The organism is Micromonospora sp. NPDC023956, from assembly GCF_040639195.1.
Classification (GTDB): Bacteria; Actinomycetota; Actinomycetes; order Mycobacteriales; family Micromonosporaceae; genus Micromonospora.
In genome coordinates, this window is the sequence record NZ_JBEZZN010000010.1 from 19,067 (window position 1) to 33,454 (window position 14,388).

A 14,388-nucleotide genomic window follows, 5' to 3' on the forward strand; every position below is an offset into this window, starting at 1 on the left:
AAACCTGAGGCGGCACCGCGTCGCGGTACGCCACACTGTCCGGCATGTCCGTGCAGCCGTACAGCGTCGCCGACCTGACCGACGCGGTGCGCGCCGGCCGTACCCCGAGGTTCCTGTTCTTCTGGGGGCACCGGGCCCGGCCGGACGGCACCGTCGGGCCCGCCTGCCTGAGCCAGTGGTGGCCGGCGCCGTTCGTGGTCGACGGGACCGCGTTCGCCACCGCCGAGCACTACATGATGTGGGCCAAGGCGATGCTCTTCGGCGACCGGGCGACCGCCGGGAAGGTGCTCACGGTCGCGCACCCGAACGAGGCCAAGACCCTCGGCCGGGCGGTCGCCGGCTTCGACGAGCGGACCTGGCAGGAGCACCGGTACGACATCGTGGTGGCCGGCAACGTCGCCAAGTTCGGCCAGCACCCGGACCTGCGGGCGTTCCTGCTCGCCACCGGGGAGCGGGTGCTGGTCGAGGCGAGCCCGCTGGACCGGGTCTGGGGCATCGGCCTGGCCTCGACCGACCCGGCTGCCGCCGACCCCGCCCGCTGGCGGGGGCTGAACCTGCTCGGCTTCGCGCTGATGCGGGCCCGCGCGGCCCTGCGGGCAGGAGCACCGGACGCGGACACCGCTAGCGGTTCCACTGCGGACACCCGGGCGGTACGGCCGGAGCCGCTCAGCGCGCCGGTTCGGGTTGCCCGCCCCGACTGATCCGCAGGGTCAGCACGTCGGTGCGGACCGTGATGTGCCCGTGGAAGAGGGCGACGTCACCCGTCCCGTAGCCGATCTGGGTGGCGGTGACCAGCGGGTGCCCGAGCGCCACGCCGAGTCGGGCGGTGGCCTCCTCGTCGGCGAGCACGGCGACGAGTTCGATCTCGGCCCGCCGCACCGGCATCCCGGTCGCGCTGGCCAGGAACTCGAACATGTCCAGGTCGATGCTGAGCAGCCCGGACGGGTTGAGGTCCCGGCCGTCGAAGCGCAACGGCAGGTGGTCGCGGATCCACGCCGCCGGGACCCCGTCGACGGCGAAGAGCCGGTCGATCCGCCACACCGGCGAGTCCGGCTCGACCCCGAGCACCTCGGCGCAGCCGGGCGGGCACGTGGCCCGGCTGACCGCCGCGTCCTGGAGCGTCGGACGGTGCCCCGAGGCGGTGATCCGGTCCCGCAGCGCGGTGACGTCGCCGATCGACACCGGCACCCGCTCCACACCGTCGTGCACGAAGGTGCCGATGCCCCAGGTCCGGGTCACCACGCCCTCACCAGCGAGCTGCCCCAGCACCTCGCGCACCGTGGCCCGGCTGACCTCCAGCCGGTCGGCCAGGTCCCGCTCGTTGGGCAGCTTGTCGCCCACCCGGAACTCGCTACCGATCAGCTCCCGTAGCCGACTGTGCGCGGCCTGTAGCGCGGTTTCGCGCCGTCCCATCCGCCCTCACCTCATCGCTGTCCGCCGCCGGCCGCGGCGTACGGAGTTTAGTTCGTCGGTGCCGGGCCGACCGATAGGCCGATCCGGCACTACCAGACCTGTTCCAGGACCCGCAGGGTGTTGCCGCCGATGACCTTGGCGATCTCGTCGTCGGAGTAGTCGTGCCCGACCAACCAGCCGACGATGTTGCCGAACGCCTCGCCGGGGTTCTCCATCCCGGAGACGTACTCCACCCGGGGGTGCTCCGGCCGGTCGCCGGCGTCGTGCGCGTAGTTGCCGGCGTAGGTGTCGTGCACCCCGACGTGGTCGCCGAACATGGTGTCCGGGCCGAACGTGACGTGGTCGATGCCGACCAACTCCACGCAGTACGTGAAGTGGTCCATGATCGACTCGATCGAGTGGTGCGGATGGTCCGCCGAGAGGGTGGTGTGCGGGGCCGCCTCGATGCCGATCACGCCACCCCGCTCGGCGCAGGCCCTGATCACCTCGTCCGGCTTCATCCGGGGGGTCTTCCAGACCGCACGGGCCCCGGCGTGCGTGATGAAGACCGGAACCCGGCTGGCCTCCACCACGTCCAGGCAGGTCTGGTCGCCGGAGTGCGAGATGTCGATGGCGATGCCCAGCTTGTTCATCCGGTCCACCGCGCGCCGCCCGAAGTGGGTCAGCCCGCCGTCGTGCCGCTCGGAGAGGCCGCCGCCGAGCATGTTCGCCTGGCTGTAGGCGATGCCGAGCTGGCGGACGCCGAAGCCGTAGAGGATGTCGATCCGGTCCAGCTCGTTCTCGATCGGGCTGGCGCACTCCAGGCCCGCGACGAGCGCCAGCCGGCCGTCCCGCTTGGCGGCGTGGATGTCGGCCAGCGAGGTGGCCAGGAAGACGTGGTCCTGCTTGTAGAGGTCGCTCATCCGCATCCCGAGGGCGTAGACGAGGTCGTTCCACTTCCAGCCGTTCTCGCTGGTCACACAGGACGCGCCGGCCATGAAGTTGTCGAACACGGCGGTCAGGCCGGAACGGGCCAGCCCCTCGTAGCCGGTGCGCTGGCGCGCGGTGCGGTTGTACGCGCGCAGCTCACGGACGTCCTCGGGCAGCACCACCGGGTGCTCGTGCAGGGAGATCGCGACGTGCTCGGTGAGCAGCCGGGTCACCCGGGCACGCTGGGCGTCGGTCAGGCCGAGGTCGTGCTCGGGCACCCGGCCGACCTCCTGTGCCAGGTCGAACACCCGGTAGTCGGTGTGCGGCTCCAGGTACGAGTAGGACCTGTGCCCCTGGTACCGGGAAGCGGGTTCTTGCAGCAAGACACTTCTCCTTGGGAACGGTCGCCGGGCGCTACGCGGCCAGCGGGTAGTGGCAGGCAACCGGGTGTTCGCCGGCGGCCAGCGGAGGTTCGGTGGTGGCGCAGGTCTCGGTCGCCTGCCAGCAGCGGGTCCGGAACCGGCATCCCGAGGGCGGGTTCACCGGGCTGGGCGGGTCACCGGCCAGCAGGATCCGTTGGCGGTGCCCCCGGGCGGCCGGCTCGGGCACCGGCACGGCCGAGAGCAGGGCGGTGGTGTACGGGTGCCGGGGCGTGTCGTACAGGCTCGCCTCGGGGCCGGTCTCCACCAGCTTGCCGAGGTACATCACCGCCACCCGGTCCGAGATGTGCCGGACCACGGACAGGTCGTGGGCGATGAAGACGTACGCCACGCCCAGCTCCTCCTGGAGCCGTTCCAGCAGGTTGACCACCTGGGCCTGGACCGAGACGTCGAGCGCGGAGACCGGCTCGTCGCAGACGATCACGTCGGGTTGCAGGGCGAGCGCGCGGGCGATGCCGATCCGCTGACGCTGCCCGCCGGAGAACTGGTGCGGGTAGCGGTCGAGGTGCAGCTGCGCGTCGAGGCCGACCAGGTCGAGCAGTTCCTTCACCCGGTCCAGCCGGCGCCGCTTGTCCAGCACGTCGGGATGGATCTCGAAGGGCTGGAGCAGGATCTCCCGGATCGTGCGCCGCGGGTTCAGCGAGGTGTACGGGTCCTGGAGCACGATCTGGATCCGCCGCCGCAAGGCGCGCAGGTCCCGGCCCCGGGCCTTGTGCACCACGGAGGTACCGAAGGTGACCGCGCCGGAGGTGGGCTGTTCCAGCCCGACCAGCATCCGGGCCAGGGTGCTCTTGCCGCAGCCGGACTCGCCCACCACACCGAGCGTCTCGCCCCGGCGCAGGTCGAAGGAGACCCCGTCGACGGCGCGGACCACGCCGCCGGAGGTGAACGGGATGCGTCCCTTGAGCGGGAAGTGCTTGACCAGGTTCTCGACCCGCAGCACCACGTCGTCAGTGGGTGGCACCGAGCACCTCCTCGTGGTGGTGGCAGGCGCTGGCCCGGCCGGCCGGCAGCGTCTCCAGCGGTGGCAGGGTCACCCGACACTCGTCGGTGGCCCGGGGGCAGCGCGGGTGGAACGGGCAGCCGGTCGGGAGCCGGGCCGGGTTGGGCGGGGCGCCCGGGATGGCGTAGAGGGCCTCGTCGCGCCGGTCCACCCGGGGCATCGAGGCGAGCAGCCCCTCGGTGTACGGGTGGGCCGGGCCGCCGAAGATCTGCCCGGCGCTGCCCCGCTCGACGATCCGGCCGGCGTACATCACCGCCACGTCGTCGGCGACCTCGGCGACCACGCCGAGGTCGTGGGTGATCAGCAGCAGGCCCATGCCGCTGTCCCGCTGGATCTCCGCGAGCAGCTCCATCACCTGCGCCTGCACGGTGACGTCCAGGGCGGTGGTGGGCTCGTCGGCGATCAGCAGGTCCGGCTCCAGGGAGATGGCCAGCGCGATCATGATGCGCTGCCGCATCCCGCCGGAGAACTGGTGCGGGTAGTCGCGGATCCGGTCCTTCGCGGCCGGGATGTGGACCCGGTCGACCAGCTCGACGGCCCGGCGGCGGGCGTCGGCCCTGGACATGCCCCGACGGACCCGGAGCACCTCCGTGATCTGATCGCCGACGGTGAAGACCGGGTTCAGCGCGGCCATGGCGTCCTGGAACACCATGCCGATCTCCTCGCCGCTCACCCGGTCGCGCTGCTTGCGCGGCAGGGTGAGCAGCTCCCGACCGTGCAGCCGCACCGCACCCGCGACCCGGGCCGGCGGTGAGCCGAGGAGGCCCATCACCGCCTGCGCGGTGACACTCTTGCCGGAGCCCGACTCGCCGAGGACGGCGAGGGTCCGACCGGAGTGGACCTCCAGGGAGACCCCGTTGACCGCGCGCACCGGCCCGGTCGGGCCGGGGAACTCGACCCGCAGGTCAGCGACCTCCAGCAGGGTCATCGCAGCACCCCGGCCTCGGCGAGGAAGTCCCGCACCACCTGCTGGAACAGCTCGGGCTCCTCCAGCTGCGGCGAGTGCCCGGACTTCTCGAAGACCACCAGCCGGGCGTCCGGCACCAGGTCGGCGATGACCTGCGAGGCCGCCACCGGGGTACGCCAGTCGTGCCGGCCGACGGTGACCAGGGTCGGGCAGGTGATCGACGGCAGCTTCGGCTTCAGGTCGTAGCGGGGCATGTTCTGCCCGAAGGCCGCGTTGTGCGTCCGGTAGTGGAACCGGGTGGCGGCGAGCTTCGCCTCGTCCTTGGCCGGGTCGTGCTGGTGGTCGTAGAGCGGCAGGATGGCCCGCCAGTACTCGCGCAGCTGCTCGTCGCTCTCGAACCGGCCGGTACCGATCCGCTCGATCACCCACTCCGGGATCACCGACCGGTCGGTGCTGCGGGCCCGCTCGACGGCCAGGTGGTCGTGGGCGGTGTCGGCGGCGGTGTCCCGCAGGACCAGCGCGGAGACCCGGTCCGGGTGGGCCACGGCGTACTCCAGCGCGATGAACCCGCCGTACGAGCCGCCGGCCATCACGATCTTCTCGTAGCCGAAGTGCTCCCGGATGGCGTCCACGTCGGCCACCCACTGCTCGTGGGTGAACGGCTCGTCGTCGCTGGACTCGCCGGACCCGCGTGCGTCGAAGACGATGACCCGCATCCGGTCGGCGAACGGGCCGAACGAGCGCTTCGGCTCGTTGCGGGAGCCGAGGCCGGGTGCGCCGTGGTGCACGATCATCGCCGGTGCGTCCGTCGGGCCGAACGCCTCGACGACCAGTTCCGCTCCATTGATCTTCATCGGACCCCCTCGATGATGTTCGATGCCAGGTCGCGCGGGTAGCCGGTCAGCCGGCGCGGACCGTCCGGTTCCACCAGGACCGTGTCGGAGATGCGGTAGCCGGCGTGGCCGGGAACGTAGACACCGGGCTCGCTGGAGAGCAGCATCCCGGGGGCGAGCACGGTGTCGTCGCCGTCCTCCACCCAGGGCGCCTCGTGGTTCTGCAACCCGATGCCGTGCCCCTGCCGGTGCCGGATGAAGTCGCCCAGCCCGTGCCCGCGCAGCACGTCCAGGCAGATCCGGTTGACCTCGGCGCAGGTCCGGCCGGCGACCATGGCCCGCGTGCCGACCTCCTGCGCCTCCCGGTCGGCCTCGTAGTAGCGCTCCTGCTCGGCGGTGGGCTCGCCGATGACGAAGGTACGTTCGCTCTCCACGAACCGGCTGGCCACCGCCGCGCCGAGGGAGAGGATCAGCGTGTCGCCGGGCTGGAGCCGCCGCCGGGTCGGCAGGCCGTGCGGCAGGGCCGAGTTCGGGCCCGCGTAGACCAGACCGCCGGCGAGCTTGGTGGTGTAGACGACCAGGTCGTACTCGGCGTACATCCGGTCGGTGCCGTAGCCGATGACGTGCCGGGCGATCTCGTCCTCGCGGGGCAGCGGTCCCCCGCCGGCCAGCGCTTCCTCGATCAGCGCCCGCCCCGCGCCGAGCATCTCGTCGCAGATCCGCGCGGCGGCCTCGTGGAACGGGACCTCCTCGGGGAACGTGCGCAGCCGCAGCCGGGCCACCGCGTCGGTGGTCTCCAGCGTCGCCCCGGCGATGGCCAGCGACAGCGCCCGGAACGCGCCGACGGAGATCCCGGCGCCCACCCCGATCCGGCGGACCGGGCCACCGGGGCGGCACAGTGCCGTGGCGAGGGTCTGCTCGGCGGTCACCACGCCCGGGTACTCGAAGTAGCTGACCGTCTCCACGGTGACGCCCTGCTGGGCGGCGTACTCCTCGTCGAGGCGGGGGATGACCAGCAGCGGGTCCCCCGTCTTCGGCATCCAGAGGTAGACCGGGCGTTCGGTGGCGATGTAGAAGAAGCCGCTGAGGAAGGCGACGTCCGCCGGATGGGTGGCCAGGAAACCGTCCAGGCCGCGCTCGTCGAGCGCCTCGGTGAGCCGGGTACGGACGGACGTGTAGAAACTGTCGGGCAGTCGCATGGTCAGCCTCCGTTGCCGCGGGGGTCACGGGTGTCGTTGAACCGCATGCCGGCGACGGTCGCCGCGAGCACCAGCAGCAGGATCGCCAGGGACGGGAAGAGCGTCTGCCACCACGCGATGGCGATGACGCCGCTGCGCTGGGCGTTGAGCAGGATGCGGCCCCAGGACCAGGCGTCCGGGTCGCCGAGGCCGAGGAAGCTCAGCCCGGCCTCGGAGATCACCGCGCGGGAGGCGGTGAGCAGCACGCTGACGATCACCAGCGAGACGACGGCGGGCAGGATCTCCCGGGTGACGATCCGCCAGCCGGTGGCACCGAGCACCCGGGCACCGTCGATGTACGGCATCGCACTGATCACCAGGCCCTGCGACCGGATCAGCCGGGCCACCTCCGGCCAGGCGAAGAACCCGATGATCAGGGTCAGCGTCCAGACGCTGGGGTTGACCACCGCGGCCAACATGATCATCAGCGGCAGGGTGGGCAACGCCAGCATCACGTCGGTGATCACCGTCGCGACGCCGTCGACCGGCCGGAAGTACGCCGAGGCCAGACCGATCGCGGTGCCCAGCACGATCGCGATCACCGAGGCGGCCAGGCCGATCACCAGGCTGGTCCGGGTGCCCCAGACGACCTGAGCGAAGATGTCCTGCCCGAGGTCGTCGGTGCCGAACCAGTGCGCCCCGGACGGGCTCTGCAGCACGTCCGGCCCGGCCCCGGTGGGCTCGTCGGCGATCAGTGGCGCGAAGACCGCCAGCGCCACCATGACCACCAGCACCAGGACGGACAGCGCCGCCGAGGGCTGGCGCAGGTAGCGGCGCCAGGACCGGGTGACGGGAGCCGGGGCGACCGGCGGCACCGTCTGCTCGGTCAGCACGGGGGCGCTCACGGCGTCCTCCCTTCGTCGGTGGGGATGGAACGGTCGCTCACGGGTGCAGCCGGTTCGCGACTGCGGGGCTCCGCTGCGCTGCACTCCTCGCGCATCACAGAGCCCACCTTCCGTTCGCGACTGCGGGGCTCCGCTGCGCTGCACTCCTCGCGCATCACAGGCGAATGCGGGGGTTGAGGACGGCGTAGAGCATGTCGGTCAGCGCGTTGGCGAAGACCACCGTGACGGCGAGCATGATGAACGCGCCCTGGAGCACCGGGTAGTCCTGCTGCCCGACCGCCTCGAAGATCAGTCGTCCGACGCCGGGGTAGGCGAAGACCGTCTCGGTGAGCACCGCCCCGCCGACCAGGGTGCCCAGTTGCAGGCCCATCAGGGTCAGCGCCGGCAGGATCGCGTTGCGCAGGCCGTGCTTCCAGACCCGCCGGGTGGCGGAGAGGCCCCGGGCCTGGGCGGCCCGGATGTAGTCCTCGCCGAGCACCTCGATCATGTTGGTGCGCAGGGTCAGCGCGTACGGGCCGAGCTGCACCAGCACCAGCGACAGCACCGGCAGCACCAGGTGGTGAAGCAGGCTCAGGTAGGCCGCCGCGCCCCGGGTGTCCGGGTCGATCGCCCCGCCGATCGGGAACCAGCCGAGCTGGGCGCCGAGGAAGACCAGCAGCAGCATGGCGACACTGGGCACGAAGAGCGCGTGCCCGCCGATGCCGAGCGCCTGGAGCGTACGGTCCAGCCAGTTACCCCGGTGCACGGCGGCCCAGACGCCGATCGGGATGCCGACGGCCACGGTGATGACGAACGCGCTGCCGGCGAGGAGCAGCGTCCACGGCAGCCGTTCGACGATGATGTCGGTGACCGGCTGGATCTGCCGGAACGAGATGCCCAGGTTGCCCTGGAGCAGTTCGCGCAGGTACGACACGTACTGCTCCCACAGCGGCCGGTCCAGGCCGTACGTCTTGAGCAGCGCCGCCTGCATCTCCGGCGTCATGTCCCCCTCGACCATCAGGGTCGTGGGGTCCCCCGGCAGCAGCCGGAGCAGGAAGAACGTCGAAGTGATCGCAATCCACACGGTCAGGACGGCCTTCAGTGCCCGACTGAGCACGAAACGCGCCACGGGGGACCCCTCCTCTCCTCTGGTTGGGGCTGGCTAGCTGGCCGGCTTGACCTGGGCCAGCGAGTACGCGGTGACCATGCCGAGCAGGTCCGACGGCGACGGGGCGAAGCCGGTGAACTTGCTGGCGTTGTAGGCGAACTGGAAGTTCTCCACGTACAGCGGGGTCAGGTACGCCTGCTCGTGCACGACCTTGTCGATGTTCTTGATCTTGGTCTTGAACGCCTCGGGGTCGGTGGTGCCGGCGGCGTCGTTGATCAGCCGGTCGATCTCGGGCGACTCGAGCAGGTTGTAGTTGATGCCACCCGGGTTGCTGGACAGGTAGGTGCTGCGCAGCTGGTCCATCGGGTTGTCGAACACGCCCCACTGCGAGGCGTCGATGTCGTACTCACCGTTCTTGGTGCGGGAGAGGAACGTGTTCCGCTCGACGCACTCGTTCTCCAGCTTGATGCCGGCCTTGGCCGCGCTCTCCCGGAAGAGCTGCACCACCCGGGTGATGTTCGCGTTCGACTGGTCACAGGCCACGCCGAAGTTCAGCTCGTCGAAGAAACCGTCGCCGTTGCCGTCCCGGTAGCCGGCCGCGGTGAGCTTGGCCTTCGCGCCCGCCGGGTCGAACGGGTACGGCTGGATCTCGGTGTTGTCGTAGTCCGAGAAGATCGGCGAGATCGGCCCGGCCATCTGCTGGGCGTCGCCCTGGAGCACCGCCGAGATGATCGACTTGGTGTCCACCGACATCGAGAGCGCCTGCCGGACCTGCTGGTCGGCGAGCTGCTTGTTCTTCATGTTGTAGGTCAGGTGGGCGAAGCCGAGCGCGCCGACCTTCGCCATCTTGATCTTCGAGTCGCCCTCGAAGGTCTTCGCCGCCGACACCGGCACCGGCGTGCCCATCAGGTCGATGTCACCGTTGCGCAGCGCCAGCATCATCGTGTTGACGTCCGGGTAGACCCGGTACTCGACCTGGCTGACGGCGGCCTTGCCGTCGGGGGCGAGCGGGTAGTTCTCGTTGCGCTTCATCACGTAGCGCTGGCCCTTGGTCATGCTCTCCAGCACGAACGGGCCGGCCCCGACCCAGTTCGAGTCGTTCGGGAACTTGGAGAGGTCACCGGCGGACTCGAAGACGTGCTTCGGCACGATCGACATCCAGAAACCGACGCCCTCGGCGAACGGCGCGTACGGCTGGGAGAGCCGGAACTTGACCGTGGTCGCGTCCGGCGCCTCGATCGACTCGACCCAGGTCAGCTTCGCCGCGACGTTGCCGAGCTTGTACTTCATGATCTGCTCGGCGCTGAACTTGACGTCCTCGGCGACCACCGGCTTGCCGTCGGTCCACTTGAAGTCGTCCCGGAGGACGAAGACGGCGGTCTTGCCGTCGTCCTCGTAGCGGTACTCCTTGGCCAGCTCCGGGGCCTTCTTCGCGCTCTCGTCGATCCGCAGCAGGTGCGGGTACATCGCGTTGAGGATCCACGAGTCGGTCTTGCTCAGCGACTGGAGCGGGTTGAAGTTGCTGACGTCGGTGGTGGTGCCGATCCGCAGCACCGACGAGCCCGCCGAGTTGCCGGAGGACGAGTCGTCCCCGTTCAGGCCGCACCCGGAGACGCCCAGCGTGGCCGCCACGCCGAGCGCGACAGCGAGCCGCCACCGACCCTTGACTGTCTTTTTCACCAAACCTCCTGAAGAACCCGGATGATGTTGCCGCCGATGACCTTGGCGATCTCGTCGTCGGAGTAACCGTGCGCGACCAACCACCCGACGATGTTGCTGAAGCACTCGCCCGGGTTCTCCATGCCGCTCACGTACTCGACCCGGGGGTGGTCCACGACGCCGTGGGCCTGCCCGATCGCCAGGTGCTGGGTGAAGCTGTCGTGCAGCCCGACGTGGTCACCGAAGTTGGTGTCCGGGCCGAACGCCACGTGGTCGATGCCGACCAGCTCCACGCAGTACGTGAAGTGGTCCATCACCGACTCGATCGAGTGGTGCGGATGGTCCGCCGAGAGGGTGGTGTGCGGAGCGGCCTCGATGCCGATCACGCCACCCCGCTCGGCGCAGGCCCGGATCACCTCGTCCGGCTTCATCCGAGGGGTGTTCCAGACCGCACGGGCCCCGGCATGGGTGATGAAGACCGGAACCCGACTGGCCTCGACCACGTCCAGCGAGGTCTGGTCGCCGGAGTGCGAGATGTCGATGGCGATGCCCAGCTTGTTCATCCGGTCCACCGCGCGCCGCCCGAAGTGGGTCAGCCCCCCGTCGCGGGTTTCGGAGAGGCCGCTGCCGAGCATGTTCGCCTGGCTGTAGGCGATGCCCATCTGGCGGACGCCGAAGCCGTAGAGGATGTCGATCCGGTCCAGCTCGTTCTCGATCATCGTGGCCGCCTCCAGACCCGCCACCAGGGCGATCTGGCCGTTGCGCTTGGCCTCGAAGATCTGGTCCAGCGTCGTCGCCACCACCACGTGGTCCTGCTTGGCGACGTCGGCGAAGCGCAGGCCGATGTCGTAGATGACGTCGTCCCACTTCCAGGCGTGCTCGCTGGTCACGCAGCCGGTGCCGTTCATGAAGTTGTCGAAGACCGCAGTCATGCCGGAGCGGGCCAGGCCGTCGAAGCCGAACGCGTTGCGTCCGGTGCGGTTGTAGTCCCGCAACTGCGACACGTCCGCCGGCAGGATCTTCGGGTGTTCGTGCAGCGAGATGGCCATCTGCTCACGGAGCAGCCGGGCGACCCGGGCGCGCTGGTCGTCACTGAGGCCGAGGTCGTGTTCCGGTACCCGACCCACCTGCGGCGCGAGCGCGAAGACCTTGTAGTCGACGTGCGGCGTCAAGTAGTCGAAGGACCGGTATCCGGCGTAGCGGGGGGCGGGTTCCTGCACTCGTCAACTCACCTCGTCCGGGGTAGAGGTCTGAGGAATGAGGTCTGACCTCATGCCTCCCCGGACGCTAGTCCAGCACTGAACACCTCGGGAATAGCCCGTGACCCGACCGTTACCTGAAATGGGCAACATTCCCGCAGGTCAGGACGAGGATCGGAGAAATCTCCACTCGCCGGGCAGGCAGGGACGCACCGCCCGCACGATCCCATCCCACCCGAACGGACGATCTCCAACCGCCGCGCACCGGCCAGGAGGTCAGACCAATCACGGCAAGGTCAGGACTGTTCCGGCCGGATACCGTGTCCGGACACGTCGACGGGGAGGAGTGGCAGCATGCGGCTGCACGTGGGGTGCGCGATGTGGAGCCTCAAGGCGTGGCAGGGGCGGATCCAGCCGTACCCCCTGCCGGCCCACGAGCGCCTCCGGCACTACGCCGGTTGGTGCGACGCGGTCGAGGGGAACACCACCTTCTACGCCACCCCGGCCCGGGAGACCGTCACCACCTGGGCGGACCAGACCGACCCCGACTTCCGATTCGTGCTGAAACTGCCCCGGACCGTCACGCACGACCAGCGCCTCACCGGCGCCGACGAGCCGCTGCGCGCCTTCCTGCACGCGATCGAACCGCTCGGGCCCCGGGCGCACGCCCTCTGGATCCAGCTTCCCGGCTCGTTCGCCCCGACCGACGTACCCACCCTGGCCCGCTTCCTGCGCCGGCTCCCCACCACCCACCGGTACGCCGTCGAGGTCCGCCACCCGGCGTTCTTCGCCGATCCCCACGCGGTACGGCTCCTCGAAGGGGTGCTCACCGACGCCAACGCCGAGTGGATCCCCTTCGACACCACCGCGTTCTTCCGGAGCCCACCGACCAGCGACGCGGAACGGGACGCCTGGACGAAGAAGCCGCGCATGCCGCTGCGGACGTGCGCCCTGACCGACCGGCCGATCGTCCGGTACCTCGGCCGCGACGACACCGCCCGGACGGTCGAGGGCTGGCGGCACTGGATCGACGTGGTCGCCGGGTGGCTGCGGGAGGGGCGCTCCCCCACCGTCTTCGTCCACACCCCGGACAACGCCGACGCGCCGGTGCTCGCCCGCCGATTCCACGACGAGGTGCGGGCACGGGTACCCGATCTGGCACCGCTGCCCGAGCCGATCCCGGTCGCGCCGAACCCGGTCGAGCCGCTGACCCTGTTCTGACCGCCGCCGCCCGTGCCCGGGAACGGGGCCGCCCCGGCGGGCACGGGCTCGCGAGGGTCGGCAACTCGGCGCGACGATGCCGGACGAGCCGGTCGGGGCGAGCCGCCGGAGACGTACCGGCCGTCGCCGATCTCGTCCTCGGCCCGGTGGTTCCGTGGTCACGGAAGCTCGTTCGACTCCGCTCTGGTCAGGCCCAGCGCGGTGCGGAGGAGGCGACCCACGGTGGTCGGGTCGCCCAGTCGGCTCTGCCGGATCAGCAGGGCGGTGGAGACCGGCCAGAGGCTCGGTCCCTCGCGCATCAGTTCGGCGGTCGCGACGTCGGCCGGCTGGCCGGCGCCGAGGATCCGGTCGGCGGTCGGCTCGTCGAGGACGTAGACCCAGACGCGGTAGGCGCTCGGGTCGGCGGTGAGTCCGGGTCCGGCGAGCGCCGTCCGGCCGGCCCGGTCCGGCAGCCTCGGGGCCGGGCAGCCGAACTCCAGGACGGTCGACGGGGCGAGCCGCGCCCGGCCGTAGGCGCCGGCCCAGTTCGGGTCCGCGCGGGCCCGGTCCAGGCCGGCGAGCAGGTCGGCCCGGACGGCACCCCGCTCCGCGCCCGAGCCGGCCTCGACACACATCCGCAGGGACGGCCGGTTGGTGACGAGCAGTCCGCTGGCCGTGTCGAGGTGGGCGTGGTCGGCGTGGTCGTGGCCGCCGGAGCGGTCGAGCACGGCCAGCACGATCGCCCCGGCGGCCAGCGCCGACGCGAGGCAGGCCGTCAGCGTGGTCACCAGACGGGTCCGTGCGGAACCTCGTGCCATCTCGGGCCTCCTTCCGTGCCGGTCAGGCCATCACGTTGACGACGGACTGGAAGTCGGACGGGCTGGGGTACCAGTTGGGCCAGTTGTTGCAGCTGTAGCCGACGATCGTGCTGTGCATGAGGCTGGGCGGGTTGCACACGCCGTTGTCGTCGGTGAGCCCGAAGACGTGGCCGAACTCGTGGTTGATGAAGGCCCGCCCCACGGTGTCCAGGCGTCCGCCGGAGCTGAACACCAGGTAGACGTACGCCCACTGGCTGTCGTAGTGGCCGTGGGCGGCGTCCCAGACCGCGTTGTCGTGCACCACGCAGTTGTAGTAGCCGACCGACCCGCCGCAGCGGCTGCTCCAGTCCCAGCCGTAGTGGACCTCGATCTCGATGGTGTTGCGGGTCGAGGCCGGGTACGACGTGCAGTTGCTGGCGGTCGCCCACAGGTCGATGCGCCAGTTGCCCAGGCCGTCCCAGACCTTGCCGGCGCCCATCTCGGTCAGGGTCTGCTTGACGAACGCACGGGCCGAGCTGTGGCTGACCTTCGCGGTGTCCTTCGACTCGACGCAGAACTGCTCGTCGTTGGCGCCCGCGGCGGTGCCGGACGAGGCGTAGTGCATGGTGTGCAGGTGGCGGGTGGAGGACGGGTTCGGGTGGGAGGCGTGGGCCGGGCTGGCAGGTGTCAGCAGTGCGGCGAAGAGCACGGCGGCCCACATCGCCGGCACCCACGCCGGCAACCGCTCCCCGGCGGTTCGGTCGGACACGGGAGATCCCCTTTCCCTGATCGAGTGCCGCGAAGATTCCCAACTGTCGATCTATTTTTGGTATATGCGGCTCGCTATGCTGCGGTGCC

General features: G+C 70.6%; 14 protein-coding genes. 2 read left to right on the forward strand and 12 right to left on the reverse strand.

Annotation, left to right across the window (positions count from 1 at the left end; all coding sequences use genetic code 11):
* Positions 1–44: 44 nt before the first annotated feature.
* Positions 45–701 (forward strand): NADAR family protein, encoded by a 657-nt coding sequence (locus AB0F58_RS19770; protein WP_357144625.1) that lies wholly within the window; start codon positions 45–47, stop codon positions 699–701.
* On the opposite strand, the gene AB0F58_RS19775 is transcribed toward AB0F58_RS19770, so the two are convergent.
* The 10 genes from AB0F58_RS19775 to AB0F58_RS19820 all read right to left on the reverse strand — a co-directional run bounded on the left by AB0F58_RS19775 (position 667) and on the right by AB0F58_RS19820 (position 11,554).
* Positions 667–1,413 carry a GntR family transcriptional regulator gene (locus tag AB0F58_RS19775; protein WP_357144628.1) on the reverse strand — a complete coding sequence of 249 codons (747 nt, stop codon included), beginning with the start codon at positions 1,411–1,413 and terminating at the stop codon, positions 667–669. The genes AB0F58_RS19770 and AB0F58_RS19775 overlap by 35 nt on opposite strands.
* A gap of 89 nt (positions 1,414–1,502) precedes the next feature.
* Positions 1,503–2,705, reverse strand: a complete 1,203-nt coding sequence (locus AB0F58_RS19780; RefSeq protein ID WP_357144631.1) for a membrane dipeptidase — start codon at positions 2,703–2,705, stop codon at positions 1,503–1,505.
* A gap of 31 nt (positions 2,706–2,736) precedes the next feature.
* Complete coding sequence (locus AB0F58_RS19785) at positions 2,737–3,726, reverse strand: dipeptide ABC transporter ATP-binding protein (RefSeq protein WP_357144634.1); 990 nt, start codon at positions 3,724–3,726, stop codon at positions 2,737–2,739.
* Positions 3,713–4,693, reverse strand: a complete 981-nt coding sequence (locus AB0F58_RS19790) for an ABC transporter ATP-binding protein (protein WP_357144637.1) — start codon at positions 4,691–4,693, stop codon at positions 3,713–3,715. Before AB0F58_RS19790 ends, AB0F58_RS19785 begins: the two co-directional genes overlap by 14 nt.
* Positions 4,690–5,526, reverse strand: coding sequence for an alpha/beta hydrolase (locus AB0F58_RS19795; RefSeq protein WP_357144640.1), 837 nt, complete (start codon positions 5,524–5,526; stop codon positions 4,690–4,692). Before AB0F58_RS19795 ends, AB0F58_RS19790 begins: the two co-directional genes overlap by 4 nt.
* Positions 5,523–6,704, reverse strand: a complete 1,182-nt coding sequence (locus AB0F58_RS19800) for a Xaa-Pro peptidase family protein (protein WP_357144643.1) — start codon at positions 6,702–6,704, stop codon at positions 5,523–5,525. The genes AB0F58_RS19795 and AB0F58_RS19800 overlap by 4 nt, the downstream gene beginning before the upstream one ends.
* 2 nt (positions 6,705–6,706) lie before the next feature.
* Positions 6,707–7,588 (reverse strand): ABC transporter permease, encoded by an 882-nt coding sequence (locus tag AB0F58_RS19805; protein ID WP_357144645.1) that lies wholly within the window; start codon positions 7,586–7,588, stop codon positions 6,707–6,709.
* A gap of 154 nt (positions 7,589–7,742) precedes the next feature.
* Positions 7,743–8,696, reverse strand: coding sequence for an ABC transporter permease (locus AB0F58_RS19810; RefSeq protein ID WP_357144648.1), 954 nt, complete (start codon positions 8,694–8,696; stop codon positions 7,743–7,745).
* A 33-nt stretch (positions 8,697–8,729) separates the two neighbouring features.
* Positions 8,730–10,355, reverse strand: coding sequence for an ABC transporter substrate-binding protein (locus AB0F58_RS19815; RefSeq protein WP_357144651.1), 1,626 nt, complete (start codon positions 10,353–10,355; stop codon positions 8,730–8,732).
* On the reverse strand, positions 10,352–11,554 hold the full coding sequence (locus AB0F58_RS19820) for a membrane dipeptidase (RefSeq protein WP_357144654.1): 1,203 nt from the start codon (positions 11,552–11,554) through the stop codon (positions 10,352–10,354). Before AB0F58_RS19820 ends, AB0F58_RS19815 begins: the two co-directional genes overlap by 4 nt.
* Before the next feature lie 357 nt (positions 11,555–11,911).
* On the opposite strand from AB0F58_RS19820, the gene AB0F58_RS19825 reads away from it, so the two are divergent.
* A complete protein-coding gene (locus AB0F58_RS19825) occupies positions 11,912–12,754 on the forward strand; it encodes a DUF72 domain-containing protein (protein WP_357145210.1) in 843 nt (280 codons plus the stop codon).
* A 158-nt stretch (positions 12,755–12,912) separates the two neighbouring features.
* On the opposite strand, the gene AB0F58_RS19830 is transcribed toward AB0F58_RS19825, so the two are convergent.
* Together AB0F58_RS19830 and AB0F58_RS19835 are read right to left on the reverse strand one after the other, a co-directional pair.
* On the reverse strand, positions 12,913–13,551 hold the full coding sequence (locus AB0F58_RS19830; protein ID WP_357144657.1) for a hypothetical protein: 639 nt from the start codon (positions 13,549–13,551) through the stop codon (positions 12,913–12,915).
* Positions 13,552–13,573: 22 nt separating this feature from the next.
* Positions 13,574–14,299 carry a hypothetical protein gene (locus tag AB0F58_RS19835; RefSeq protein WP_357144659.1) on the reverse strand — a complete coding sequence of 242 codons (726 nt, stop codon included), beginning with the start codon at positions 14,297–14,299 and terminating at the stop codon, positions 13,574–13,576.
* Positions 14,300–14,388 lie beyond the last annotated feature (89 nt).